At 63.1% G+C, this 24,796-nt stretch carries 24 protein-coding genes; 17 read left to right on the top strand and 7 right to left on the bottom strand.

Annotated features, from left to right (window positions below):
* Window positions 1-15: 15 nt before the first annotated feature.
* The 3 genes from KF827_RS08225 to KF827_RS08215 are packed head-to-tail and all read right to left on the bottom strand — an operon-like array spanning window position 16 to window position 1,451.
* The gene (locus KF827_RS08225; RefSeq protein WP_291003229.1) at window positions 16-396 is read right to left on the bottom strand and encodes a VOC family protein; all 381 of its coding nucleotides are present in this window, start codon (window positions 394-396) and stop codon (window positions 16-18) included.
* 36 nt (window positions 397-432) lie between these two features.
* On the bottom strand, window positions 433-783 hold the full coding sequence (locus tag KF827_RS08220) for a DUF1127 domain-containing protein (RefSeq protein ID WP_291003226.1): 351 nt from the start codon (window positions 781-783) through the stop codon (window positions 433-435).
* A 56-nt stretch (window positions 784-839) separates the two neighbouring features.
* The gene (locus KF827_RS08215; RefSeq protein ID WP_291003222.1) at window positions 840-1,451 is read right to left on the bottom strand and encodes a TetR/AcrR family transcriptional regulator; all 612 of its coding nucleotides are present in this window, start codon (window positions 1,449-1,451) and stop codon (window positions 840-842) included.
* A gap of 130 nt (window positions 1,452-1,581) precedes the next feature.
* Between KF827_RS08215 and KF827_RS08210 the strand changes: the two genes are divergently transcribed.
* A complete protein-coding gene (locus KF827_RS08210) occupies window positions 1,582-2,163 on the top strand; it encodes an intradiol ring-cleavage dioxygenase (RefSeq protein WP_291003212.1) in 582 nt (193 codons plus the stop codon).
* A 14-nt stretch (window positions 2,164-2,177) separates the two neighbouring features.
* A complete protein-coding gene (locus KF827_RS08205) occupies window positions 2,178-2,807 on the top strand; it encodes a LysE family translocator (protein ID WP_291003209.1) in 630 nt (209 codons plus the stop codon).
* A 176-nt stretch (window positions 2,808-2,983) separates the two neighbouring features.
* On the opposite strand, the gene KF827_RS08200 is transcribed toward KF827_RS08205, so the two are convergent.
* Both KF827_RS08200 and KF827_RS08195 read right to left on the bottom strand, forming a co-directional pair.
* A complete protein-coding gene (locus KF827_RS08200) occupies window positions 2,984-3,436 on the bottom strand; it encodes a hypothetical protein (protein ID WP_291003206.1) in 453 nt (150 codons plus the stop codon).
* A 216-nt stretch (window positions 3,437-3,652) separates the two neighbouring features.
* On the bottom strand, window positions 3,653-4,099 hold the full coding sequence (locus KF827_RS08195) for a hypothetical protein (RefSeq protein ID WP_291003203.1): 447 nt from the start codon (window positions 4,097-4,099) through the stop codon (window positions 3,653-3,655).
* A gap of 87 nt (window positions 4,100-4,186) precedes the next feature.
* Between KF827_RS08195 and KF827_RS08190 the strand changes: the two genes are divergently transcribed.
* The 14 genes from KF827_RS08190 (at window position 4,187) to KF827_RS08125 (ending at window position 21,807) form a co-directional block, all read left to right on the top strand.
* On the top strand, window positions 4,187-4,966 hold the full coding sequence (locus tag KF827_RS08190; protein WP_291003198.1) for an SDR family oxidoreductase: 780 nt from the start codon (window positions 4,187-4,189) through the stop codon (window positions 4,964-4,966).
* 40 nt (window positions 4,967-5,006) lie between these two features.
* Window positions 5,007-7,838 (top strand): [protein-PII] uridylyltransferase, encoded by a 2,832-nt coding sequence (locus KF827_RS08185; RefSeq protein WP_291003196.1) that lies wholly within the window; start codon window positions 5,007-5,009, stop codon window positions 7,836-7,838.
* 225 nt (window positions 7,839-8,063) lie between these two features.
* On the top strand, window positions 8,064-9,572 hold the full coding sequence (locus KF827_RS08180) for a flagellar hook-length control protein FliK (RefSeq protein WP_291003193.1): 1,509 nt from the start codon (window positions 8,064-8,066) through the stop codon (window positions 9,570-9,572).
* Window positions 9,573-9,600: 28 nt separating this feature from the next.
* Entirely contained in the window at window positions 9,601-10,275 is a 675-nt protein-coding gene (locus KF827_RS08175) for a flagellar hook assembly protein FlgD (protein ID WP_291003190.1), read from the top strand.
* Window positions 10,276-10,412: 137 nt separating this feature from the next.
* Window positions 10,413-10,733: a DUF1153 domain-containing protein gene (locus KF827_RS08170; protein WP_291003381.1), complete on the top strand. Its 321-nt coding sequence runs from the start codon at window positions 10,413-10,415 to the stop codon at window positions 10,731-10,733.
* Window positions 10,734-10,898: 165 nt separating this feature from the next.
* Entirely contained in the window at window positions 10,899-12,593 is a 1,695-nt protein-coding gene (fliF, locus tag KF827_RS08165) for a flagellar basal-body MS-ring/collar protein FliF (protein WP_367273128.1), read from the top strand.
* A gap of 18 nt (window positions 12,594-12,611) precedes the next feature.
* Window positions 12,612-13,625, top strand: coding sequence for a flagellar motor switch protein FliG (gene fliG, locus KF827_RS08160; RefSeq protein ID WP_291003185.1), 1,014 nt, complete (start codon window positions 12,612-12,614; stop codon window positions 13,623-13,625).
* 1 nt (window position 13,626) lies between these two features.
* A complete protein-coding gene (locus tag KF827_RS08155) occupies window positions 13,627-14,292 on the top strand; it encodes a FliH/SctL family protein (RefSeq protein ID WP_291003183.1) in 666 nt (221 codons plus the stop codon).
* 30 nt (window positions 14,293-14,322) lie between these two features.
* Entirely contained in the window at window positions 14,323-14,658 is a 336-nt protein-coding gene (gene fliN, locus KF827_RS08150) for a flagellar motor switch protein FliN (protein ID WP_291003180.1), read from the top strand.
* Between the two features lie 5 nt (window positions 14,659-14,663).
* The gene (locus tag KF827_RS08145) at window positions 14,664-16,055 is read left to right on the top strand and encodes a sigma-54 dependent transcriptional regulator (protein ID WP_291003177.1); all 1,392 of its coding nucleotides are present in this window, start codon (window positions 14,664-14,666) and stop codon (window positions 16,053-16,055) included.
* Window positions 16,056-16,185: 130 nt separating this feature from the next.
* Window positions 16,186-18,228: a flagellar biosynthesis protein FlhA gene (gene flhA / locus KF827_RS08140; RefSeq protein WP_291003375.1), complete on the top strand. Its 2,043-nt coding sequence runs from the start codon at window positions 16,186-16,188 to the stop codon at window positions 18,226-18,228.
* A 17-nt stretch (window positions 18,229-18,245) separates the two neighbouring features.
* The gene (locus KF827_RS08135; RefSeq protein WP_291003174.1) at window positions 18,246-19,298 is read left to right on the top strand and encodes a GTP-binding protein; all 1,053 of its coding nucleotides are present in this window, start codon (window positions 18,246-18,248) and stop codon (window positions 19,296-19,298) included.
* A gap of 116 nt (window positions 19,299-19,414) precedes the next feature.
* The gene (locus KF827_RS08130) at window positions 19,415-20,212 is read left to right on the top strand and encodes a MinD/ParA family protein (RefSeq protein ID WP_291003171.1); all 798 of its coding nucleotides are present in this window, start codon (window positions 19,415-19,417) and stop codon (window positions 20,210-20,212) included.
* A gap of 5 nt (window positions 20,213-20,217) precedes the next feature.
* The gene (locus tag KF827_RS08125; protein ID WP_291003168.1) at window positions 20,218-21,807 is read left to right on the top strand and encodes a hypothetical protein; all 1,590 of its coding nucleotides are present in this window, start codon (window positions 20,218-20,220) and stop codon (window positions 21,805-21,807) included.
* 417 nt (window positions 21,808-22,224) lie between these two features.
* On the opposite strand, the gene KF827_RS08120 is transcribed toward KF827_RS08125, so the two are convergent.
* Window positions 22,225-22,701 carry a flagellar FliJ family protein gene (locus KF827_RS08120; protein ID WP_291003165.1) on the bottom strand — a complete coding sequence of 159 codons (477 nt, stop codon included), beginning with the start codon at window positions 22,699-22,701 and terminating at the stop codon, window positions 22,225-22,227.
* Window positions 22,702-22,714: 13 nt separating this feature from the next.
* On the bottom strand, window positions 22,715-24,040 hold the full coding sequence (gene fliI / locus KF827_RS08115; protein WP_291003162.1) for a flagellar protein export ATPase FliI: 1,326 nt from the start codon (window positions 24,038-24,040) through the stop codon (window positions 22,715-22,717).
* A 252-nt stretch (window positions 24,041-24,292) separates the two neighbouring features.
* Here fliI and KF827_RS08110 point away from each other — a divergent pair.
* A partial coding sequence (locus KF827_RS08110; RefSeq protein ID WP_291003159.1) for a response regulator transcription factor occupies window positions 24,293-24,796 on the top strand: 504 nt, incomplete at its 3' end.

Here is a 24,796-nt window from a genome sequence, read left to right as displayed (position 1 = left end):
TGTCGCGGTACATTATCAGGGTGTTATGGCCTGTCCGATGCGGAACAGGTTACGGTCCGGATCCAGGAAATGGAACTCCCGCTGTCCCCAGGGTTTGTTTTCCACGCTTCCGGCAATGCGGGCATCCTGCTGCCATAACCGGGTTTGGCCGATCCATGCCGCATGTAATGCATCGGCATCCGCCACGCGCAGATAGGCGCCGGCGCAATTGGCCGCCACATCGAATGTGTATTCGGGGGTTTCCGACAGAGCGAAATGCAATTCCTGGCCGTTGCGGCTCAGGATCAGGTAATCCGGATAGCGGCCGCGCAAGGCAAAACCCAATGCGGCGAAAAAACCCTGCGTCCTGTCCAGGTTGCGGCAGGGTAGAATCGGAATGGCGTGCAGCAGGCTCATGGCATCAGCATGGCGGATGCCGTGGCTGCGGCGCAATCATTCCGCAGCGGCGCCCGGCGCCTGTTGTGCGATAGCGGCGTTCGGTCGGATGGCGATGTAGCCTGCCTGTGCCCGGCTGATGCCCAGATCGGCCAGGGCGCGACGTTCAAGATCCGCCAGGCTGGCCAATTGCCGGTGCCTGGCCGCCCGCTCGCGCCATTGCAGCCATTGTATCCGCAGTGCTGCCAGGGCCAGTTTCCAGGCCGGCTGATACAGGCCGCTGAAAACCCGCTCGGCGCCGGCAAAGCCGGATAACAGGCCAAGATCGGGGGCGATTTGTCGCTGATATATCGAACGTTCGTGCTTTTTAATTCGGGCAACCTGCTTAGGATGGATTGGGTAGGTCATGACATGCTCCTGAGAGGGGTGTTTGGGGTATTCGGTTGAGTCAGGATTCAGTTGAGTCAGGCGGCCTGGGCTGTCCTACTTGCGGCCCTGCTGACCAGGGCTTCGAAAGCGGTGCTGCAACGCTCGGCGGCCTGCCGGTCGCGCAAAAGCCGTTGATGGAAGGTCAGGTTCAGCAGGATACCGTTCAATTCGAAGGCAAACTGCTCGCAATCCAGATCGGCGCGGAAATGGCCTTCACGCACCGCCAGTTCGATGGCCTTGGCGATGGTGGCCTGCCATTCCTTCTGCATGCTCACCAGGCGGTCGCGCACCGGGCCGGGCTTGTCGTCCAGCGCCGTGGCCGCCGAGGTCAGCACGCAGCCGCCCGGCAGGTCGGGATTGTGCAGCATCCATTCCTGCCAATTGCGATACAGCGCCCGCAGCCGGGGCAGGCCGCGCGGCTCGGCCTTGGCCGGCACCCAAACCGCATCCAGGAACCGCCGGGCAGCAGTGTCCATCACCGCTTCCTGCAAGGCTTCCTTCGAGCCGAAATGGGCAAACAGGCCGCTTTTCGACATCTTCAGCTTCGTGGCCAGATTGCCGATGGTCAGGCCATCAATGCCCTCCACTGAGGCGGTTTTCAGCGCCTCGCGGATGATGGCTTCCTTGGTTTCCGCGCCTTTGCTCATACCCATAAAATACGAACGGTCGTACTAATTGTCAACATATATCAGCGCAGGCCCGCCCTCGCCGAAGCGTGAATGGGACTAGCCTGATCGTGAACAAGGCCTCCTCTCTGGAAAGCATAGAGTGTTTCCCATGACATACATGAAGCGCCGTACCCTTCTTACCGCCGGCTTCGCGGCCGGCTTGTTGTTGCCGACGGGCAGTCTTTTCGTTGCCGCCGGCCAGGCCAGGGCCGAGGTGACGCCAGCCTGCGGGGCTGCCACCCCGGAGCAGACCGAAGGTCCGTATTTCACCCCGAATGCGCCGCTGAAAACCGATCTGCATGAGCCCGGCATGAAGGGCGAACAGCTGCGCATGGCCGGCCGGGTGCTGGATAGCCATTGCCGCCCGGTCTCGCGGGCGCTGCTCGAAGTCTGGCAGGCCGATGCGGATGGCGTATACGACAATCGCGGCTATCGCCTGCGTGGCCATGTCTTTGCCGACGAGGCCGGCGGCTGGATGATCGACACCATCCGCCCGGGTCGCTATCCCGGCCGCACGCCGCATATCCATGTGAAGGTGAAGGGGCCGACCACGCGCCTGCTCACTACGCAGCTCTATTTCCCCAACGATCCCGGCAATGCGCGCGACGGCATCTACGATCCGCGTTTGCTGCTGCAACTGGAACAACGCGGCGAGGGGCTGCTCGGGCGCTACGATTTCGTGCTGAGCTGAGATAAGCTGGCGGCATGACCGCCGCCACCTTGCTCACCTTCGCCCTTGCCGCCCTGGCGCTTGCCATCACGCCGGGGCCGGACATGCTGATGGTGCTCACGCGCTCGCTGGCTCAGGGCCGCGCCGACGGCCTGGTGGCGATGCTGGGCATATCGCTGGGCTGTTATGTGCATGCGCTGGTGGCGGGATTGTCCTTGAGCGGCGCGCTGCTGCTGGGGCCGCTGGTTTTCGAGATCATCCGCTGGGCCGGTGCGGCCTATCTGCTCTGGCTCGGCCTCCAGTGTTTTCGCGGCCATGGCGGCGTGCAATTGCCCGCGCAGACTCTGCCGAAAACGCATTTGCGCAGCGTGTTCGCGCAGGGCTTTCTGTGCAATGTGCTGAATCCGAAAGTGGCGTTGTTTTTTCTGGCGCTGTTTCCGCAATTCATGCTGCCCGATCCGGGCACGGCCTTGCCGCAGGCTTTGCTACTGGCCAGCATTCTCAATATCGCGGGTGCGCTGGTGTTGACGCCGATTGCGCTGATGGCTGGCCGGTTCGGCGAATGGCTCGGCCGTAAGCCGGGTTTCCTGGCCTGGCAGAATCGGTTTCTCGGCCTGGTCTTTACCGGCCTGGCTGTGCGGCTGGTGCTGGATGCCAGGCGATAGGCGGCATCTGAAATTGAAATGGCGATGGGCAATCGGATTGCTGGGTACAATTATTTTGATCTCGTGGCTGTATCACGAGATTGCAATCGACCGCTGTCTTGATGCTGGCGGGCGATGGAATAAAGCCGATCAGAAATGTGAATTTTGATTTGTGCGGCGAACAACGCCTTCGCTGATCAGTCCACCACCTTCACGCCGCGCACTTCGGCGGTGCCGTCCAGGATCACTTCCTTCAGCAATTCCAGGCCGTGGTTCAGTTCCTCGATCTGCTCGCGCATCAGCTTCAACTCGTTCAGCTGTTCGCGGCGCAGCGGGCGGTCGGATTGCGCATGTTCCAGCACCAGGGTGGCATAACGCCCCCGCAGCTTGGCGATATGGCGCAACAGGCCGTCCAATTCCTCGGGCTCAACGCGGCCCAAGGCCCAGGAAACCTGTTCCTGCGCAAGCTCGCGCGCCCGGCCATTGAGCTTCTGCACATATTGCCGGGCGGTGAGCGGGGTGGCGGCAAGGCCATCGCGTTTCGCGAGGCGCTCACGTGCCGTGAGGGTTTCTCCCTCTGGCATCAGCGCGGCTTTCAGTTGCGGCTCGACCTTCTGTGCCTGGCGCAAGGAAAGCAATGCTAAAGCCATGTCGATCTCCTGTGTCTTAACGATAACGGCCGCTTCTCGGCTGGATCGTTAACGCTAATTGCAGGGAGCGTGCCAACTGAATATTTACTGGTTTTCTGGTTATATTTGTGGGGCTCGGATTGACTGGAGGCAGAATCTTCCCAGGCAGGCTTCGCCGGCCATGGTTTAATTTGCCGATTGCTCCCGCCGATTATTCTGGCCAGTTACTCTGGCCAGTTACTCTGGGGCGGGCCCCGGAATGCCCCGGGTGGCGTTGCCGAAGGTGAGATAGACCATCCAGGCCTTGGGATCGGCGCGGTAACGGTCCAGCAGATCGGGCGGCAGGCGGAATTCGGCCTGCGCGGCGATGGGCCGTTTGCGTTCGGCGGCGAACGGGTTTTTCAGCGGCAGGCTGAGGCCGATGCCGGCATCCATGCCGCTAGACGAGCCGCCGCTGCCGCCCAGGATCACGCCGGGCCGTCGATTATCCTGTTCCGGCTGCGGCGGTTCGCGCAGCACCAGGCGCTGGGCGGGAAAGGCGCGGCCATCGGGGGCGGTCAGCTCGGCTTGCTCAAGGGCGGTTGCGGCACTCACCCGCAGAATCAGCTTGTCTGGCGGCTGCAATTCGGCGGAGGCTGCCAGCGGCGGCTCAGCCGGGCTGGAGCAGGCCGCCAGCAGAAACATTATTGCCGGAAAAAATTGCCGCAACGTCATACTGGCAAGCATAATGCGGTTTGCCTGTATAAGAAACGCATAGAAGGGGAGGAACCCATGGACAGCCTGTTCGACCTGACCGGGAAAGTGGCCTTGATCACCGGCTCCAGCCGCGGCATCGGCCGTGCCATCGCGTTGCGCATGGCCCAGCATGGTGCGCGCGTGGTGGTATCCAGCCGCAAGGCGGAGGCCTGCGAAAAGGTGGCGGCCGAAATCCGCACTGCTGGCGGCGAGGCTATCGTGGTGCCCTGCAATATCGCCGAAAAGGCGCAATTGCAGGCGCTGGTGGAGGCCACGCTGAAGCAATGGGGCGCCATCGATGCCCTGGTCTGCAACGCGGCGGTGAATCCGTATTTCGGCCCCAACAAGGATATCCCCGACGACGCCTTCGACAAGATCATGGCCTGCAACATCAAGAGCAACCATTGGCTCTGCGAGATGGTGGCACCGCATATGGCGGCACGCAAACAGGGCGGGGCGATGATCATCGTGTCGTCTGTGGGCGGGCTGATCGGCACCAACCTGATCGGTGCCTACAACATCTCCAAGGCCGCCGACATGCAACTGGCGCGCAATCTGGCGGTCGAATGGGGCGAGGCGAATATCCGCACCAATTGCATCGCACCCGGCTTGATCAAGACCGACTTCGCCCGCGCCTTGTGGGAAGACCCCACGATCTCCAAGAAGGCCACCCAGGGCTATGCCCTGAAACGGGTGGGCGATCCCGACGAGATTGCCGGCGCCGCCGTATTCCTGGCCAGCCGGGCCGGCAGCTTCATGACCGGCCAGACCATGGTGATCGACGGCGGCGGCATGGTGAATTTCCAGTCCGTCTGATCCTGACTATTGCTGTCTGGCGCGGTATATATAACCCATCATGCTTGCCACCATCCCCAATCGCCGCGCCATCATCGACCGCAAGAGCCTCACCTTGCAGCTCGAGGCGCTTGGCAATGACGGCGGCAAGAATGCAGCCCAGGACCAGCGCAACCAGGCCCTGGCGCTGCTCAAGGCGGCGCTGGCCCATGGCCGCGAAACCATCCGCACGCGGTTCGAGGCCGGCGAAAGCGCCTTGGTGACCCGGCAATCGATTGCCTATCTGACCGACCAGATCATCCGCCTGGCTTTCGATTTCACCACCGGGCGGGTCTATCCGCTGCCCAACCCCACGGCGGCCGAGCGGCTGTCGGTGGTGGCAGTCGGCGGCTATGGCCGCGGTGAGATGGCGCCTTTCTCGGATGTGGATCTGCTGTTCCTGTTTCCCTACAAGCAGACCCCCTGGGGCGAGCAGGTGGTGGAATACCTGCTGTATCTGTTCTGGGATATGGGCCTGAAGGTGGGCCATTCCACCCGCTCGGTGGAGGATTGCCTGCGCTTGGCCATGGGCGATCTCACCATCCGCACGGCTTTGCTGGAAATGCGCTGGATCTGGGGCGACCAACCGCTGGCGCAGCAATTGCGCACGCGTTTCGCCGCCGAGGTGATGGCCAAGACCGGGCCGGATTTCATCGAGAAGAAGCTGGGCGAACGCGATGATCGTCATCGCCGCATGGGTGATTCCCGCTATCTGGTGGAACCCAATATCAAGGAAGGCAAGGGCGGCCTGCGCGATCTGCACACGCTGCTGTGGATTTCGCGTTATGTGTATGGCGTGGAGGATCTCGCTGCGCTGATCGATCTCGGGCTTTTGGCGCCCGATGAATACAAGCGCTACAATCAGGCCAGCGAATTCTTGTGGACGGTGCGCTGCCATCTGCATTACCTCACCGGCCGCCCGGAAGAGCGCCTCACCTTCGACATGCAGACCGAGATTGCGCGCGCCATGGGCTATGCCGACCGGCCGGGCCGCAAGGATGTCGAGCGCTTCATGAAGCGCTATTACCTGGTGGCCAAGGAGGTGGGCGATCTCACCCGCATTTTCGCCGCCGCGTTGGAAGAGCGCCATAAGAAGAAAAAGCCGCTGGCGGTGCTGAAATCGAAAATCCGCCGGCCCAAAACCACCGATGGCTTCGTGGTGGAAGGCGGCCGGCTGGATCTGGCCGATCCGGCATTGTTCGAACGTGAGCCGGTAAAGCTGCTGCGCCTGTTCCATCTGGCGCAGGAGCAGGGGCTGGATATCCATCCCGATGCGCTGCGCCAGGTCAGCCGCAGCCTGAAGGCGATCAACGCCGAACTGCGCAACAACGCGGAAGCCAATCGTCTGTTCGTCGAGATGCTGACCTCGAAGAACGATCCCGAGACCACCTTGCGCCGCCTCAACGAAGCCGGCGTATTCGGTCGCTTCGTGCCGGATTTCGGCCGCGTCGTCGCGCAGATGCAGCACGACATGTATCACGTCTATACGGTGGACGAGCATACCATCCGCGCCATCGGCATTCTCTCGCGCATCGAGGCCGGGCAACTGGCCGAGGAACATCCGCTCAGCGTGAAGGTGATGCCGCAGGTGGTGTCGCGGCGCGCGCTGTATGTGGCGGTGTTGCTGCATGATATCGCCAAGGGGCGCGGCGGCGATCATTCCATTTTGGGCGAGAAGGTGGCCTGGAAGCTCGGTCCGCGTTTCGGCTTGTCGGATGCCGAAACCGAAACCGTGGCCTGGCTGGTGCGCTGGCATCTGGCGATGTCGGCCACCGCCTTCAAGCGCGATATCGCCGATCCGAAAACCGTGGTGGACTTTTCCAAGCTGGTGCAAAGCCCCGAGCGTTTGCGGCTGTTGCTGGTGCTCACGGTTGCCGATATCCGCGCCGTGGGGCCGAATGTGTGGAATGGCTGGAAGGGCCAGCTGCTGCGCGAATTGTATTATCGCGCCGAGGAATATCTGTCGGGCGGTTTCAGCGTGCGCGGCCGCGAACAGCGCGTGGCGGAAACCAAGAAACAGGTGGCAGCCCAGTTGCCCGATTGGCCGGCGGCCGAGCGCAACGCGCTGCTCAAGCGCCATTACGAGACTTACTGGTTCTCTAACGACGCCGATACCATCGCCCGCCATGCCCGGCTGATGCGGGTGGCCGATAAGGAAAAGCGCGGCCTCACGCTCGAAACCCGGGTGGATGGCTTCCGTGCCGTCACCGAAATCACGCTCTACGCGCCGGATCATCCCGGCCTGTTCGCGCGCGTGGCCGGGGCGATTGCGGCCTCTGGCGGCAATATCGTGGATGCCAAGATTTTCACCACCACCGACGGCATGGCGCTCGACACGTTCTTCATCCAGGACATGGAGGGCAAGGCGTTCGACCGTTCCGACAAGCTGGCCAAATTGTCTACCGCCATCCAGCGCACGCTGTCGGGCGATCTGCGGCCGCGCCTGGTTCTGGGCGCCGACAAGCCGGGTCTGCCCAGCCGTACCCGTGTGTTCAAGGTGGCGCCGGCGGTGCTGATCGACAACACCGCTTCCAACCGCCATACCGTGGTGGAGGTGAACGGCCGCGACCGGCCCGGCTTCCTCTACGACGTGACGCGCGGCCTCTATGATCTCAACCTGTCGATCCGCTCGGCGCATATCGCCACCTATGGCGAACGTGCGGTGGACGTATTCTATGTGCAGGATCTCACCGGCCAGAAGATCGAGGATGCCGCCCGGCTGAAACAGATCGAGGGCCATCTGCTCAAGCAGCTCACCGTGGCCGAACATAAGAGCGGCGACCTCAAGGCAGCCGACAAACCCGGCGCCGGCCGGCCGGCCGCCAAGGCCACAACCCGTAAGGACGCCGCCTGATCCGCCGGCGATTCCAGGCTGCTGCCAGGCGTATCGGGCCGGCAGAAAACGCCACCCGGTAGCAAGGACGGCCTCGGCAAAAGCTGCCGCCCGGCAATCATGGGCGCTTCGGCCATCCGAATAAATCCAATATAAATCAATATATTACCTCTATTTTTGGACTTGGCCCGGGCTTTGCAAATACCCCGCCGAACACATTCGTCCGTCCTGCGAATAGAGGCATCCATGCAGATCGGTTCCGCCACTTCCTCCAGCGCCGCAAGTCAGGCCGCTCCGGCTTTTGCCGCCGACGATACCGGTGCGCCGGATTTCGCCAACCTGCTGGCTGGCAGCTATGCCGCCAAGGCGGCGCGCCGGTCTGAAGCCGGGGCGCCCGATCTGAAGGGCCCGGAAGTCTCCCAGATTCGCCAGGCCGATCGTTCGGCTTCCGACCGCGGCGGCAACGACCGCGCCGACCGTGCATCCGAAACCCGCTCCTCCGAGCCTGCCGATAAGCGCTGCGACCGCGCCGATGACAGCTCTGCATCGGCCAAGCCGTCTGATCGTGAGCGGCCCAAGCAGGCCGACAAACCCGCCGAACAGACCGCCGATGCGGCCTCCGACAAGCCCGTTGATAACAAGGCCGAAACGCCCGCCAAGCCGGCCGCCGATGCGGCGGCCAAGGGCGAAGAGGCTGCCGCCGATGCCGAAGGCAAGGACAAGAAGGCCGAAACCCAGGTAGATCCGTTATTGCTGGTGGCTGCCCCCGCAACAGCCGCGGTTGCCACCACCGCCCATGCCGCTGCCGCCCATGCCGGTGCTCAGGCGGCTGGCGCAGGCACTGCCGAAACCCCGGCGGATGCCGCTTTGCGCGCCCTGCAGGCAGAAGGCCTGTCGCCGGAAGCGCAGCAGGCTGCCTTGGAAGCCGCCAAGAATGCCGCGCAGAATGCCGGCCAGGGCAAGACCGAAGGCAAAGCCGCCAAGTTGAGCGTGCAGACCAGCAGCGATGCTAGCGCCCAGCTTTCGCTGGTCGATACATCGTCGTTGTTCGCCGAGATGCTGAAGGTGGAAGGCGAGGAAGGCCTGCCGCCGGAATTGGCCGCCGAATTGCTGGGCGACCATGCCATGCAGCTGCAGAATCCGCTGGCGGGCGGCGCCATGGTTTTCGATCTGGCGAGCCAGAACCAGGCCGCTGCCGGCAATAGCAGCCAGCAGCCCGGCGGTATCGCCGCGGTGGCCGGAAGTGCCGCGAATATCTCTACCCAGGCTGCCCATCATACCGCCCATGCCCAGGCTGCCCGCCATCCGCAGGCCCTGGTGCCGCCGGGCGAGCAGGTGGCTGTGCAGATCAAGCGCGCGGCCTCCGAAGGGCTGGATACCATTTCGATCAAGCTGGATCCGGGCAATCTGGGCAAGGTGGAGGTGACGATGGAAGTCTCCTCCGATGGCCGCCTGTTGGCGGTGATCGCCGCCGACAAGCCGGAAACCCTGGCCATGCTGCAGAAGGATGCCCAGGTGCTGGAACAGAGCCTGCGGGATTCCGGCCTGAAAACCAATCAGGACAGCCTGAACTTCATGCTGCGCGAGCAGGGCCAGAATGGCCAGGGCGATGGCAATGGCCGTGGCCAGCGCGGCGGTCGCGGCGGCGATGACATGGCCGATGCCGGCCAGCTTGGCGCCGATCCGCGTGCCGTGGCCCAGGCTGCCAATGCCCAGCGCGCGGCTGCGCGCGGCGGGCTCGATATCCGTATTTGAAAGTTAACAGAGGGAAGGAGCATAGAACATGGTCACCTCCGTAACGAATAACACCGCCACCACCGCCACCTCGGCCGCCGGCACCGCTGGCGTATCACTGGCGAAGAATTTCGACACCTTCCTGAAGCTGCTGACCACGCAGCTGAAGAACCAGGATCCCACCTCGCCGATGGATTCCAAGGAATTCACGCAGCAGCTGGTGCAGTTCAGCCAGGTGGAGCAGCAGATCAATCAGAACAAGAACCTGGAAAAGCTGATCTCGATGATCGGCGCCCAGACCGCCAACGCCAATCTTGGCTATATCGGCAAGGATGTGGTGGTGAATGGCGGCGGCGGCACGCTGGCCCAGGATGGCAAGATCGACTGGATGTATAACCTGCCCGCCGGCGTCACCACGGCCAAGGCCAATGTGTATGACGAGGCCGGCAAGCTGGTTTACAGCACCAATCTGACGCCGAAAGCCGGTCGCGCCGATTTCAGCTGGGATGGCACCCGCAGCGACGGCGTGATCCCCAAGCCGGGCAATTACAAGATGGAAGTCGTTGCCAAGGATGGCAATGGCAAGGCTTTGACCGATGCCAAGGTTTACACCACGGGCCGGGTGGACAGCCTGGAATACGATAATGGCGATCAATACCTGGTGGTGGGCAATGTGAAGGTGCTGCCGGCCGACATTGTGGCTGTGCGTGCAGCCCAGCAGTGAATTCAAAAATAACCCGCTTTGGCCTGAGTTTTTGCCTTGGCAGTGTGTTAACCGCTGCTTAACCAAAGCGTTTAGGGGTTTCTTAAAGCCGGAGTCAGAGAATGCGACAGCCCGATTATCACCCCCAGCCGGTTCGGATGTTCACGCGCGACCGTAGTATAGCCAGCATTATCGGTCCCGAGGGTCAGCAACTGACCCGCGACAGCCTGCCTGCGCCCAACACCAAGCGCTGGGTGATTCGCCGCAAGGCGGAGGTGGTGGCGGCTGTGCGCGGCGGATTGCTCACGCTGGACGAAGCCTGCGAACGTTATAGCCTTACCACCGAGGAATTCCTGTCCTGGCAGCGGGCCATCGAAAAACATGGCCTGGCCGGCCTGCGCACCACCCGCCTGCAGGAATACCGCCCCGGTACCCTGAAGGCAGGCAGCCTGAAAGTCGGAATGCGCAACCGCTTTTAGAATAGCCTTCCTGCCCCTTGGGGGCCTGATATTCGGTCCGATCTCCCCGCCCCATCCCGGCATACGCGGCGGACGAAAAAAGGTTAACAATCCACTAGGCAAAATTTGCCGGGGTGTTAACCTCTTCTTCATCCCCGCTCCCTACCCTGGCAAGCAGATGTCCAGGTGCGTGGAAACGCATGGGGTGATGCCGTGAACGGTCTGATGCAAATGCTGCGTAATCTTGGGGCTGCCCGCCTCGCCATCCTTGGCGTGACGGCTGCGGCCCTGATCGGTTTTTTCCTGTTTATCGGAATGAAGGTGACGCAGCCGCGCATGGCGCTGCTGTATGGCAACCTCGATCTGCAGGATTCGGCCAGTATCGTCGCCCGACTCGAACAGCAGAAGATCCCATACCAGATCGCCGCCAATGGCGCGCAGGTGCTGGTGCCGGAAGATCGCGTGCTGCGCCTGCGCATGCAGATGGCCGAAGCCGGGGTGCCTTCGGGCGGTTCCGTCGGCTATGAATTGTTCGATAAGGCGAATGCCTTGTCGGCCACCAATTTCATGCAGAACCTGAATCACCTGCGCGCCATGGAAGGCGAGCTGGCCCGCACGATTCGCGCCATCGACCAGGTGCAATCGGCGCGCGTGCATCTGGTGCTGCCCAAGCGCGAGGTGTTCAGCCGTGAGCAGCGCGAACCCTCGGCTTCTATCGTGATCAAGACGCGCGGCGGCCGTATCGACCAGCCGCAGGTGCGCGCCATCCAGAACCTGGTTGCCGGCGCGGTGCCCGATCTGAAAGCCAGCCGTGTTGCCATCATCGATGATCGCGGCAATCTGCTGGCCGGCACCAGCGAGGAATCCGCCGATCCGGTTGCTGCCGGCGCCACCAAGATGGTGGAAGTGCGCCGCCAGGCCGAGGATCGCCTGCGCAAATCCATCGAGGCCTTGCTAGAACGTTCGGTCGGCATCGGAAATGTGCGTGCCGAGGTTTCGGTCGATATGGATTTCGACCGCATCACCACCAATCAGGAATTGTTCGATCCCGAGCAGCAGGTGGTGCGCTCCACGCAAACCATCTCGGAGCAGAACCAGAGCCAGGAAGGCCAGCAGGCCGTTACGGTGCAGAACAACCTGCCCGAAGCCCAGGCCCAGGGTGCCAATCAGGCCACGCAGCGCGGCCAGCGCAACGAAGAGCTGGTCAACTACGAAATCTCCAAGACCATCCGCACCCAGGTGCGCGAAGGCGGCGTGATGCGCAAAGTATCCGCCGCCGTGCTGGTGAACCACATCGTGCTGGTGGATGGCGAGGGCAAACGCGCCTATCAGCCGCGCAGCCCTGAGGAATTGCAGCAGCTCACCGCGCTGGTGCGCAACGCCATCGGTTTCGACCAGGGGCGCGGCGACAATGTGGAAGTGGTGTCGATGCGCTTCGCCGAGCCGGGCGACATTCCCGAAGAGCTCGACCCCGACCTGCAGCCGATTTTCATGGGGCTGAACAAACGCGACCTGTTCCGCATCGGCGAAATCGCCGGCTACCTGCTGGCCGCCTTGCTGGCCCTGCTGCTGGTGGTGCGCCCGATCGTGCGCCGCATCATCGAGGCTTCGCAGAATCCCGACGATGTACCGCCGGGCATGCTGACGCCCAGCATGCCGGGTGTGCCCTCCGTGGTGGGTTCCGCGCCGATAGCCGAATTGCCGGCTGCGCCCGATGGTATGTCGCCGATGGCAACGCCCGGCATCGAATCGATGATCGATATCGCCCGCATCGAAGGCCAGGTGAAGGCTTCCAGCTTGAAGAAGATCGGCGAGATCGTCGATAAGCATCCGGAAGAAGCCATCTCCATCATCCGCAATTGGCTGTATCAGGCGGCATAGTTCCAGGAGGCATGATTCATGGCCGATAAGGATTTCCGCCAGCTCAAGGGGCCCGATAAGGCCGCCATCCTGATGCTTGCCTTGGGCGAGGAGCATTCCTCCAAGCTCTGGCCGCTGCTGGATGATGAAGAGATCAAGGAAATCTCGCAGAACATGGCCAATCTCGGTTCGGTGAATTCCGAACTGGTGGAAAAGCTATTCCTGGAATTCGTCAACAACTTCTCCTCCACCGGCTCGCTGTCGGGCACCTTCGACAGCACCGAGCGTTTGCTGATGAAGGCCCTGCCGGCCGATCGCGTTACGCAGATCATGGAGGAAATCCGCGGTCCTGCGGGTCGCACCATGTGGGACAAGCTTGCCAACGTGAACGAAAACGTGTTGGCGAATTATCTCAAGAACGAATATCCGCAAACCGTTGCCGTGGTGCTGTCCAAGATCCGGCCAGAGCATGCCGCCCGCGTGCTGGCGGCGTTGCCGGAAGAATTCTCCATGGAAGTGGTGATGCGCATGCTGCGCATGGAATCCGTGCAGAAGGAAGTGCTCGACAAGGTGGAGCAGACGCTGCGCACCGAATTCATGTCGAACCTGGCGCGTACCAATCGCCGCGACAGCCACGAAATGATGGCGGAAATCTTCAACAGCCTGGATCGCAACACCGAGGCGCGTTTCCTGGCCGCGCTGGAAGAACGCAGCCGCGATGCCGCCGAGCGCATCAAGGCGTTGATGTTCACCTTCGAGGATCTGATCAAGCTGGATCCCAGCGGCGTTCAGGCCCTGCTCAAGGCGGTGGAGAAGGACAAGCTGGGTCTGGCGCTGAAGGGCGCTTCGGAAACCCTGCGCGACCTGTTCTTCTCAAATATGTCCGAACGCGCCTCCAAGCTGCTGCGCGAGGAAATGGAAAGCATGGGCCCGGTCCGCCTGAAGGATGTGGACGAGGCGCAGATGATCATGGTCAACACTGCCAAGGAGTTGGCGGCCAAGGGCGAAATCATGCTGGCCGACAACAAGGGCGACGACGAGTTGATCTACTGACATGGTGGGCAAGGCCAAATTTCTTTTCGACCATCCCTTCGACGGCACGAAGCCGAAATCGTCGTCGGAGCCGATGTATCGTCCGAAGGGGCCGCCGCCGAAATTCAGCCTCGATGATCTCGAGGCCGCCAAGAAGCAGGCTTACGACGAAGGCGAACAGGCAGGCCGCACCAGCATCGAGGCCGAGCATGCGCGGGCTGTTGAGCAAGCGCTCGGCGCCATCGAAGCGCGGCTGGGCCAGTTGGCCGAGGGGCAGAATCAGGCCCAGGCCGCCGCCCGTGCCGAGGCGGTATCGGCTGCGGCGGCCATCGCCCGCAAGCTGGCTTCGCATGCCATGGCGCGCGAGCCGCTGCGCGAGATCGAGGCCCTGGTGCTGCGCTGCATGGACGACATGCGCGACGAACCGCGCCTGGTGGTGCGGGCCGCCGAGGCCGTGGCCAAGCTTTTGGACGAACGCATCGATGCGCTGGTGGCGCAATCGGGCTTCGGCGGCAAGGTGATGCTGGTGCCCGACGACAGTCTGCCGGCCACCGATTGCCGCGTGGATTGGGCCGATGGTTCGGCCGAACGCAATCAGGCCGCGCTGGAACGCGATGTGGACCAGGCGGTGCAACGCTATCTGCAAGGCCTGATGGCCGAGGCACGCGAACCGCAGGCGGAAGCCTGAGGCGGCGCGAAACAAAGGGGATGACGGATCATGGCTGAAGGCGGCGACGATCTCGAACTGAAGGATATCGGCCAGGGCGCGCTGCCCGAGGAAGATGATCCCAATGCGGCACGCACGGCAGCCGATCTGCAGGCGGTGTTCGATATTCCGGTGCATGTCTCGGCAGTGCTGGGCAAGGCCAACATGCAGGTGAGCCAGCTGCTCAAGCTGGGGCGCGGCGCGGTGATCGAGCTCGACCGCAAGGTGGGCGAGGCGATCGACATCTATGTGAACAACCGGCTGGTGGCGCGCGGCGAAGTGGTGGTGGTGGAAGATCGTCTGGGCGTGACGATGACGGAAATCATCAAGGGCGGCAGGCAGGGATAAGAACGATGCGGTTACTCATCATCGGAACGCTGAACGGGCAGATCGGGGCCGCCACCCGCATCGCGCTGCAGCGCGGCGCCAAGGTGGCGCAGGTGGAGGATATCTCTGCCGCGCTCAATCTGCTGCGTTCCGGCAAGGGCGCCGATCTGGCGATGGTGGACGTAACCCTGGATGTGAAGGCGTTGGTCGAAAGCCTGAAGGACGAGCGTATCAACCTGCCGGTGGTGGCCTGCGGAATCGGCAATGATGCGCGCGCCGCCGTGGCGGCCATCCGTGCCGGCGCCAAGGAATATCTGCCGCTGCCGCCCGATGCCGATCTGATCGCTGCCGTGCTTGAAGCCGTGGCGGAAGAAAACCACCAGATGCTGTTCCGCGATCCGGCCATGGCCCAGGTGGTCAAGCTGGCCGAACAGATCGCGCCGTCGTCTGCCAGCGTGATGATCACCGGCGAAAGCGGCACCGGCAAGGAAGTGATGGCGCGCTATGTTCATGCGCGCAGCCCGCGATCCGACAAGCCATTCGTCAGCGTGAATTGCGCGGCGATCCCCGAGCAATTGCTGGAATCGGAATTGTTCGGCCATGAGAAAGGCGCTTTCACCGGCGCCGTGGCGCGCCGTATCGGCAAATTCGAAGAGGCCAACGGCGGCACGCTGCTGCTGGATGAAATCAGCGAAATGGATATCCGCCTGCAGGCCAAGCTGCTGCGCGCCATCCAGGAACGCGAAATCGACCGTATCGGCGGCTCCAAACCGGTGAAGGTGGATATCCGCGTGCTGGCCACATCCAACCGCGATCTGGCGGCCGAAGTGGCGCGCGGCACGTTCCGCGAAGATTTGCTGTTCCGCCTGAATGTGGTGAATCTCAAGCTGCCGCCGCTGCGTTCGCGCCCGGCCGATATCGAATTGCTGGCCACGCATTTCGCCAAGAAATACGCCGAGGTGAATGCCGTGCCGGTGCGTCCGCTGGCTGCCGAAACGCTGGTGGCGCTTAAAAAAGCCCCCTGGCGCGGCAATGTGCGCGAGTTGGAAAACGCCATGCATCGCGCGGTGCTGCTGGCGCTGGGCGACAAGATCGAGATCGAAGCCGTGCGGCTGCCCGATGGCACAGCGCTGGCCGAATTGGTGGGCGGCGAGGCCGGTCCGGCGCCGGGTTCCACCGCCGCTGGTGCCGAAGCCGCCATGCCGGTTGCTGCGGCAGGTTCGCTGGTCGGCCGCGCGCTGGCCGATGTGGAACGCGACCTGATCATCGATACGCTGAAGCATTGCCTAGGCAATCGCACCCATGCCGCCAATATCCTCGGCATCTCGATCCGCACTTTGCGCAACAAGCTGAAGCAATATACCGACGAAGGCGTGCCGGTGCCGGCCGCCAATGAAGGGCCCCGCGCCACCGCCTGATGGCGGCGCGCGTCACGGAATACAGAATCAAGGCAGGATGCAGAGCTAAGGTATGACCGAACTGGTTCCAGCGGATAAACCGGCAGTAGCAGGCGGCGGCGGCCCCAGCTTCACTGATCGGCTGAAGCGCATGACCCAGCATGGCGAGATTTTCCTCGCCGTGGGCGTCATGGCCGTGCTGGCCATGCTCATCCTGCCGATGCCCACCTGGCTGCTCGATTTCGCGCTGGCGGTGTCGGTCACGTCGGCCGTGCTGGTGCTGATGACCTGCCTGTTCGTTACCAAGCCGCTGGAATTCGGGGCCTTCCCCACGGTGCTGCTGATCACCACCATGCTGCGCCTGTCGCTCAACCTGGCTTCCACGCGCCTGATCCTGGGCAATGGCCATGAGGGCACCGATGCCGCCGGCCATGTGATCGAGGCTTTCGGCCAGTTCGTGATGGGCGGCAACCTGGTGATCGGCATCATCGTGTTCTCGATCCTGGTGTTGGTGAACTTCGTGGTCATCACCAAAGGTTCGGGCCGTATCGCCGAAGTGTCGGCGCGTTTCACCCTGGATGCCATGCCCGGCAAGCAGATGGCGATCGACGCCGATCTCTCCGCCGGCCTGATCGATGAAGCTTCCGCACGTACCCGGCGCAAGGAACTGGAAGACGAATCCAGCTTCTTCGGCGCCATGGACGGTGCATCGAAATTCGTGCGCGGCGATGCCATTGCCGGCATCATCATCACGTTCATCAATCTGATCGGCGGCATCCTGATCGGCATTCTGGATAAAGGCCTTACCTTCCAGCAGGCGGTCGCCACCTATTCGATCCTGACCGTGGGCGATGGTCTGGTGTCGCAGATTCCGGCGCTGATCATTTCCGTGGCGGCTGGTTTGATGGTGTCGAAGGGCACGGCCACCGGCACCACCGATCAGGCCCTGGCTACCCAGCTTTCCGGCGAGAAGGCGCTGGGCATGTCTGCTGCCTTGTCGCTGGCCTTCGCGGTGATTCCGGGCATGCCGTTCCTGCCTTTCCTGGTGCTGGCATTGATATTCGGCGGCCTGGCCTATGCCGCACGGCAGGAAACCAAGCGGCGCCGGATCGCGGCCATCGTGCCGCCGCCCGAACCGCCCAAGCCGGTCAGCCCGCTGGATGAACCGGTCACCAATGCATTGGCTATCGACGATTTGCGGCTTGAGCTGGGCTTCAGCCTGTTGCCGTTGATCAACGATGCCCGCGGCTATCGCCTCACCGACCAGATCAAGGCGCTGCGCCGCCAGGTGGCCATCGACATGGGCTTCATCATGCCCAGCGTGCGCATCCTGGATAACATGCAATTGCCCGGCAATTCCTACGTGATCCGCGTGAAGGAAGTGGAAGCCGCGCGCGGCGAAGTGCGCGCCACCATGCTGCTGGTGATGGATCCGCGCGGCGAACGCATTGCGTTGCAGGGCGAAGAAACCATCGAGCCTACCTTCGGCCTGCCGGCCATGTGGGTGGATGACAGCTTGCGCGACGAAGCCATGTTCCGTGGCTATACCGTGGTGGATCCCGGCACGGTGATCACCACCCATCTCACCGAGGTGGTGAAAGACAACATGGCCGATCTGCTGTCGTTCGCGGAAACGCAGAAGCTGATCGACGAGTTGAAGAAGACCAACGAAAAGCTGGTGACCGAAGTGATCCCCAGCCGCATCAATGTCAACGGCGTGCAGCGCGTGCTGCAGAATCTGCTGTCCGAGCGCGTCTCGATCCGCGATCTTGCCACCATCCTGGAAGCCGTGGCCGAGGCCACCGGCTATACCCAGAGCATCACGCAGATCACCGAACATGTGCGGGCCCGCCTGGCGCGGCAGATCTGCAATGCCAATGTGGGCCCCGATGGCTTCATCCCGCTGGTTACGCTGTCGCCCAATTGGGAGCAGGCCTTCGCCGAATCGCTGATCGGCCAGGGCGAGGAACGCCAGCTTTCCATGGCGCCGTCGAAGCTGCAGGATTTCATCGCCGCCGTGCGCCAGACCTTCGAGCGGCTGAGCGGCGAAGGTTATGTGCCGGTGCTGCTGGTCAGCCCGGGCGTGCGGCCTTATGTGCGCTCGATCATCGAGCGTTTCCGGCCGTCCACCATCATCATGTCGCAGCAGGAGGTCCATCCCCGGGCCAAGCTGCGTACATTGGCGCAAATCTGATGCGGGAGGTTTGAGCGATGCGCCTGAAGACCTTCTCCGCGATCAGCATGGCCGAGGCCATGGACATGGTGCGCAGCCAGTTGGGCGAGGATGCGATCATCGTATCCACGCACCAGAATCGCGCCGATGGCCATGTGGAAATCACCGCGGCGATCGACAGCGACAGCGAAGACGATTACGCAACGCCGGAGGCGCGTGCGCTGCGCGAGACGGCGCGCTATGGCGCCAATGCGCGCGGCTATGTGCCGGCGGAGGATTTCGGCCCTGGTGCGGATGAGTATGCCCAGGAATTCTCCGAATTGCTGCAAGGCGCCTTGGCCTGGCATGGCGTGCCGGCGCGCCTGGCCGACCGGTTGATCCAGCATGCGCTGAATGTGGGCCTTGATGATGCGCCTGGCGCGCTGGCCGAAGCGCTGGACGAAGCCTTCCGTTTCCCCGGCCTTTCCTCCGATAACCGTCCGATGCTGGTGATCGGTCCGGCCGGTTGCGGCAAATCGGTGGCGGTGGCCAAACTGGCCGCGCGGTCGGTGCTGGATCAGCGTGCCGTGCAGGTGATTTCCTGCGATCTGTCGCGCGCCGCCGCTGGCGAACAGCTTGCAGCGCTTTGCCGTGTGATGAGTGTGCCGTTCGTCGAGGCCGGCGATGCACAGGAATTGCAGGCGCTGATGGCCCAGGCCGGCGATGCCAAGGTGATCATCGATACTGCCGGCATCAATCCCTATCGGCAGAAGGAGCGCGATAGCCTGCAGGCCTTGATCCGCGCATCCGGCGCCGAGCCCATGCTGGTGCTTTCGGCCGGCGGCGATGCCGGCGAGGCTGCCGATATCGCCCGTGTATTCGCCACGCTCGGCGCGCGCCGTTTCATGCCCACGCGGCTGGATGCCACCCGCCGCATCGGTGGATTGCTGGCCGCCGCCGATGCCGCCGGCCTGGCCTTTGCCGATGCCGGCTGCTCGCCCTTCGTGGGCAAGGGTTTTGAACGACTCGATCCGCTGCAACTCGCCCATTGGCTTCTGCGTGATCCCGATACCGGGGTTGGCGCGCATCAGACTTCGAAGGCTGCCGAATGAACGTGATCGCCATGCAACCGACTTCGCCCGCCGCTTCCTCCGCGCACACCCCCGGCGCCGCGCAAACACCCGGCTCCGCGCAAACACCCGGCCAATCCACCGGCCAGGCAACCAACATGCCGCAGCGGCCAACGCGGCATCCATCGGCGCCGATCCGCCAGGCCAATATCGTTGCCGTTGCATCGGGCAAGGGCGGCGTGGGCAAAACCTGGCTGTCGATCACGCTGGCGCAGTATTTCGCCCGCCAGGGCATTCGCACGCTGCTGTTCGATGGCGATATCGGTCTGGCCAACGTGGATATCCAGCTTGGCCTGATGCCGGATCGTGATCTGGGCAGCGTGATCGCCGGCCGTTTCGGCCTGGCCGATGCCGTGATGCCGTCTGAAGCCGGCTTCGATATCATCGCCGGCAAATCCGGCTCGGCCAGCCTGGCCACGCTGGATCAGGCCGCGCTGAATGGTTTGCGCGACGAACTGTGCCAACTGGCCCGCAGTTACGACAAGGTGGTGATCGATCTCGGCGCCGGTGTGGATGGCGTGGTGCGCACGCTGTCGCAGGCCGCCGGCACGATCCTGGTCGTTACGAATGACGAACCCACCGCGCTCACCGATGCCTATGCCTTCATCAAGCTGGCGCGCATGGCCGACAAGACCGCCGATGTGCGGGTGGTGGTGAATATCGCCGCCACCACGCGGGAAGGCGAACGCACTTATGGCAAGCTCAACAAGGCAGCCGAGAATTTCCTGAAATTCTCGCCGCCGCTGGCCGGCGTGATCCGCCGCGACGAAAAGGTGCGCGACGCCATCCGCAACCAGATGCCGCTGCTCACCCGTCATCCGATGTGCGATGCGGCCGAGGATGTGGAAGCTATCGCTTCCGGCCTCACCGGCGCCATCGCCAGGGCGCGGTACTAGGTGCCATGAGCGAGGTCGGCCGGGTCGGTACTCCGCCCCCGGCCGCTGTTTCCGGGCAAGCGCAACCAGCGCCTGCACAGCCATCCGCCGCCGATGGCGCCAACAAGATTCTCGATAGCGGCAGCAACACGCCGCAGCAAACTTCAAGCAAGCCGCAAACCGCCGATGCCGTGCGCACCAGCGAAGTGGCCGATGCGGCCAAATCCGGCCGCGCGCTGGATGCCCAGGTCGCCGCCCGCGATGGCAATGCATTGGTGCTGCGCAGCCAAGGCGGCAGCGTACTGGTGCTCAGCGGCAATCCCAAACTGGTGGATTTTCTGGTGCCCGGCGCCACGCTGAGCTTGCAGGTGAAGCCCGGCACGCCGCCTGGCGTTACGCTGCTCAGTGCCAATGGCGTGGCCTTGCAGCCGCCGCTTTCGGCTTTGCTCGGCAATCCCACACCCACGCAACTCGCGCTCGCCGTGCCCCAGCCGGGCCAGGCGCAAACGCCGCTGCTGTTGCCCCAGGCTGGCCAGATGCTGCAAGCCAGCGTGCTGCCCTTGCCGGCCCAGGGTCAGACTCAGGCATCAGCCATGCCGGGCCAGACGCTGCCGGTGCAAAATTCGCCTGCCGCATTGCAGGGCGCAGCATTGCAGGGCACTGCCTTGCAAAGCAGTGCCGCGCAAGGCCTGCCGGCCGGCGCCCAGGCCCAGCTTGTGGTGCGCGCCGCCGCCATGCCGGGCCAGCCGCTGCCGCCGGTGGCCGCAGCCGCGCAGATCGCCGTGGCGTTGGGCCAGAATGCAGCGGGGCAGACCTTGCTGCGTTTGCCGCAAGGCTTGCTCGCGTTGGATTTGCCGCAGCCCTTGCCCGCGGGTACGCAATTGGCGCTGGAGCTTGCCGGCCTCACGCGCCCGGGTACGGCCGCTGCGTCGGTGGCGTCGCCCAGCATCGGCGTGATGCAGCGCTTGCAGGCCGGCTGGCCCGCTATGCAGCAAACCCTCGATGTGCTGCGCGGCCTCAATCCCGGTCTGGCCGATCGTCTGGCCCAGGCATTGCCGCAGCCCAATGCGCGGCTGGCTGCGAATGCTCTGCAATTCATGGCGGCATCCGCGCTGGGCAATGCCCAGGCCTGGTTGGGCACAGAGGCCAGCCGTGTGTTGCGCGAAGCCGGTCGGCAGGATTTGTTGAGCCGGCTGGATGAGGATTTCCGCGATCTCGGCAAGCTCAATCAGCGCGGCGGCGACAGCGACTGGCAGGCGCTGACCATGCCGATGCTGGTGCAGGGCAAGGTGGAGCCGGTTCAGATTTTCATGCGGCGCCGGCGCGACAAGAAGAAGCAGCAGGGCCAGACCCGTTTCATCATCGACTTTACGTTGGAAAGCACCGGGCCGCTGCAATTCGATGGCTTTCTCAACGACAAACGCTTCGATCTGATCCTGCGCGCGGACAGCGAATTCGGCCCGGCCTTCCGGCTGGATGTGCAAAGGATATTCGACGATGCGATTGCCATCGGCGGCATGACCGGCACGATCCAGTTCCATGATCGGGAGCCGCCGATCCCCTGGCCCAGCCCGGAACTGGAAACCAAATCCGGCGGCAATGCGTTGACGGCGTGAATCCGCTTGCGGTGATGCCCACCACCCCGGCACCCTCGCAGTTGCCGCGCGGCTGTCCGGTTTAAATTCGCGGTGTTGATTTCAAATCCTGTCGTCACCACCGGACTTGTTCCGGTGGTCCATGGTTCAGCGGCTTTGCTGGGTCAGGCATGGACCCTCGGAATAAATCCGAGGGTGACGCGTTTAGAGTTCCTACCACTATTTTTTTTTGGGCCTTAAACCGGGTGGCCGTTCTATCGTCAAAAATGTGAAGAAAAAATGCGAGAAACTTGATCCTGTTGCGCCTCGCCGCGTATTTCGGCACCACAGCGGAATTCCGGCTGAATCTGCAATCGCGCTATGATCTGAAAATCGCGCGCCGCGATCTCTGGCCGATTTTTGCGCAAAGAGATTCGGCCGCTCAAGGCGGCTTGATCCTCAGTGCCGGCTGCCGGCAGGTTCGGTGTTGCCGGGCTGCCCGTTATTCTGATTTGCGTCACTCTGCTGCTGGCGCAAAAAGCCCTGCAGGCCGGCTTCGTCCAGCTCTGCCTGTTCGCGCTTTGCCTGTTCGCGGGCGGCGGCGGCAAGCCGGGTTTCCTTCACCAATTCGTATTTCTTCAATTCGCGGAAGGCTTCGTTCACATCGTCCTGGGCGATGGCGATCTTGGCGATCACTTCTTCGCGCGATGCCATCAGGCGGTCCACCCGCTCGCGGTTCACCCGCCGGTAATTGGCAAAGCTGTAGCCGGCTTCCATCGAGGTGGCGGCGAATTTGCGTTCGCGTTCCAACTCCTCGTCCAGGGCTTGGATCTGGCGTTCCAGGCCGGATCGCAGAACCTCGAGATCCACGATCACCCGGCGCTTTTCGTCCAACGTCCATTTCGACAGGCGGATCAGGCCATCAATGCCGCGCATGGGTCAGGTCCGCCTATTGTTTCGCATCGCCGGCGGCGAAGATTTCCGCCAGTTGCATATAGCAGGATTCCAGATCGGCGCGTTCGCTTTTCAACTGCTTGAGAAAAGCCTCCAGCGCCGGCTGATAGCGGATCGCCTCGTCCACCTTGGGGTCCGATCCCATGCGATAGGCGCCCAGCCGGATCAGTTCCGACATATCCTCATAGGCCGCCATCAATTGCCGCGCGCGATTCACCAGCGCGTTTTCGGTTTCGGTGTTGCAGCCCGGCATGGTGCGCGAGATCGAACGCAGGATGTTGATGGCGGGATAGCGGCCGCGTTCGGCGATGCGGCGCTCCATCACGATATGGCCGTCTAGAATGCCGCGCACCGCATCGGCGATGGGCTCGTTATGATCGTCGCCATCCACCAGTACGGTGAACAAGCCGGTGATGCCGCCATCGCCGGTGCCGGGGCCGGCACGTTCCAAGAGGCGCGGCAATTCCGCAAATGCGGTGGGCGGATAGCCCTTGGTGGTTGGCGGTTCGCCGCCGGAAAGCCCGATCTCGCGTTGCGCCATGGCGAAGCGTGTGACCGAATCCATCAGGCACAGCACCTGCAGGCCGAGATCGCGGAAGAATTCCGACAGGGTGAGCGTCATGTAAGCCGCCTGGCGGCGCACCAGCGCGCTTTCATCGGAGGTTGCCACCACCACGATGGTGCGGGCCAGGCCAGCGGGGCCCAGATCGTCCTCGATGAATTCCTGCACCTCGCGGCCGCGCTCGCCGATCAGCCCCACCACGTTCACATCGGCTTCGGTATAACGCGCCATCATCGAGAGCAGCACGGATTTGCCCACGCCCGAGCCGGCGAAGATGCCCATGCGCTGACCGCGGCAGCAGGAAATGAAGGTGTTGATCGAGCGGATGCCCAGATCGATCTTGCCGCCCACGCGCTTGCGCGAATTGGCCGGCGGCGGATTGTTGCGCAGCGGATAGGGCCGCATGCCGTTCACCAGCGGCGGGCCGCCATCCAGTGGCCGGCCCTGGCCATCGATCACCCGGCCCAGCCAGCTCACATCGGGGTAGACCACCGGCTGTTCCTCGGCCACCACGGCCCGGGTGCCCAGCCCCACGCCCTCCAGCGAGCCATAGGGCATCAGCAGGGCGCGGTTCTGCCGGAAGCCCACCACCTCGCCTTCCACCACGCGGTTGTCGCGGGCCAGCAGCCGCACGCGGGAGCCGATGGACAGGTAGCGCTCCACCCCGGCCACTTCCACCAGCAGGCCCTGGATCGACACCACACGGCCGGTGAAGGTCATGTCCTTGATCCGGTCGAGTTCCATCATCAGGCTTTGCATGCTGGCATAATCCTTTCTTTCCGGCGCTTTAGGGTAACGCCGAATCCCTTAAACCGGGTTAAGACCTCCGTCTAAATATAGGTTGTTAACTTTATTCGTTAACCATGGTAAATTATCGCGAATCGCAGAAAGCTTGAAATCCGCCAATTCCGCAAGGTCGTCTCGGGTTTCGTCATAATCCGCCCGAATCAGGCGCAAATCCAAAGGGCTTAACCGGGGCCGATCCGGGGCCGACATCCATAGGGGGATGCCATGCGCGTATTGCTGATCGAAGACGATGCCGCCACTGCCAAGAGCATCGAATTGATGCTGGGCCATGAGGGCTTCAATGTCTACAAGACCGAGTATGGCGAGGAAGGCCTCGATCTCGGCAAGCTTTATGATTACGACATCATCATTCTCGACCTGAACCTGCCCGACATGTCCGGCTATGACGTGCTCAAGCAGCTCCGGGTCTCCAAGATCAAGACCCCCATTCTGATCCTTTCCGGCCTCGCCGGCATCGAGGACAAGGTCAAGGGTCTCGGCTTCGGCGCCGACGACTACATGACCAAGCCGTTCCACAAGGACGAGCTGGTCGCGCGCATCCACGCGATCGTGCGCCGCTCCAAGGGTCACGCCCAGTCGGTCATCAAGACCGGCGACCTCGTGGTCAATCTCGACACCAAGACGGTCGAGGTCGGCGGCCAGCGCGTGCACCTGACGGGCAAGGAATACCAGATGCTGGAGCTGCTCTCGCTCCGCAAGGGCACCACC

Origin of the sequence: Ferrovibrio sp., assembly GCF_019636075.1 — a bacterium.
Classification (GTDB): Bacteria; Pseudomonadota; Alphaproteobacteria; order Ferrovibrionales; family Ferrovibrionaceae; genus Ferrovibrio.
Note: the sequence above shows the minus strand (reverse complement) of the source record. Positions and strands in the feature narration are given on the sequence as shown.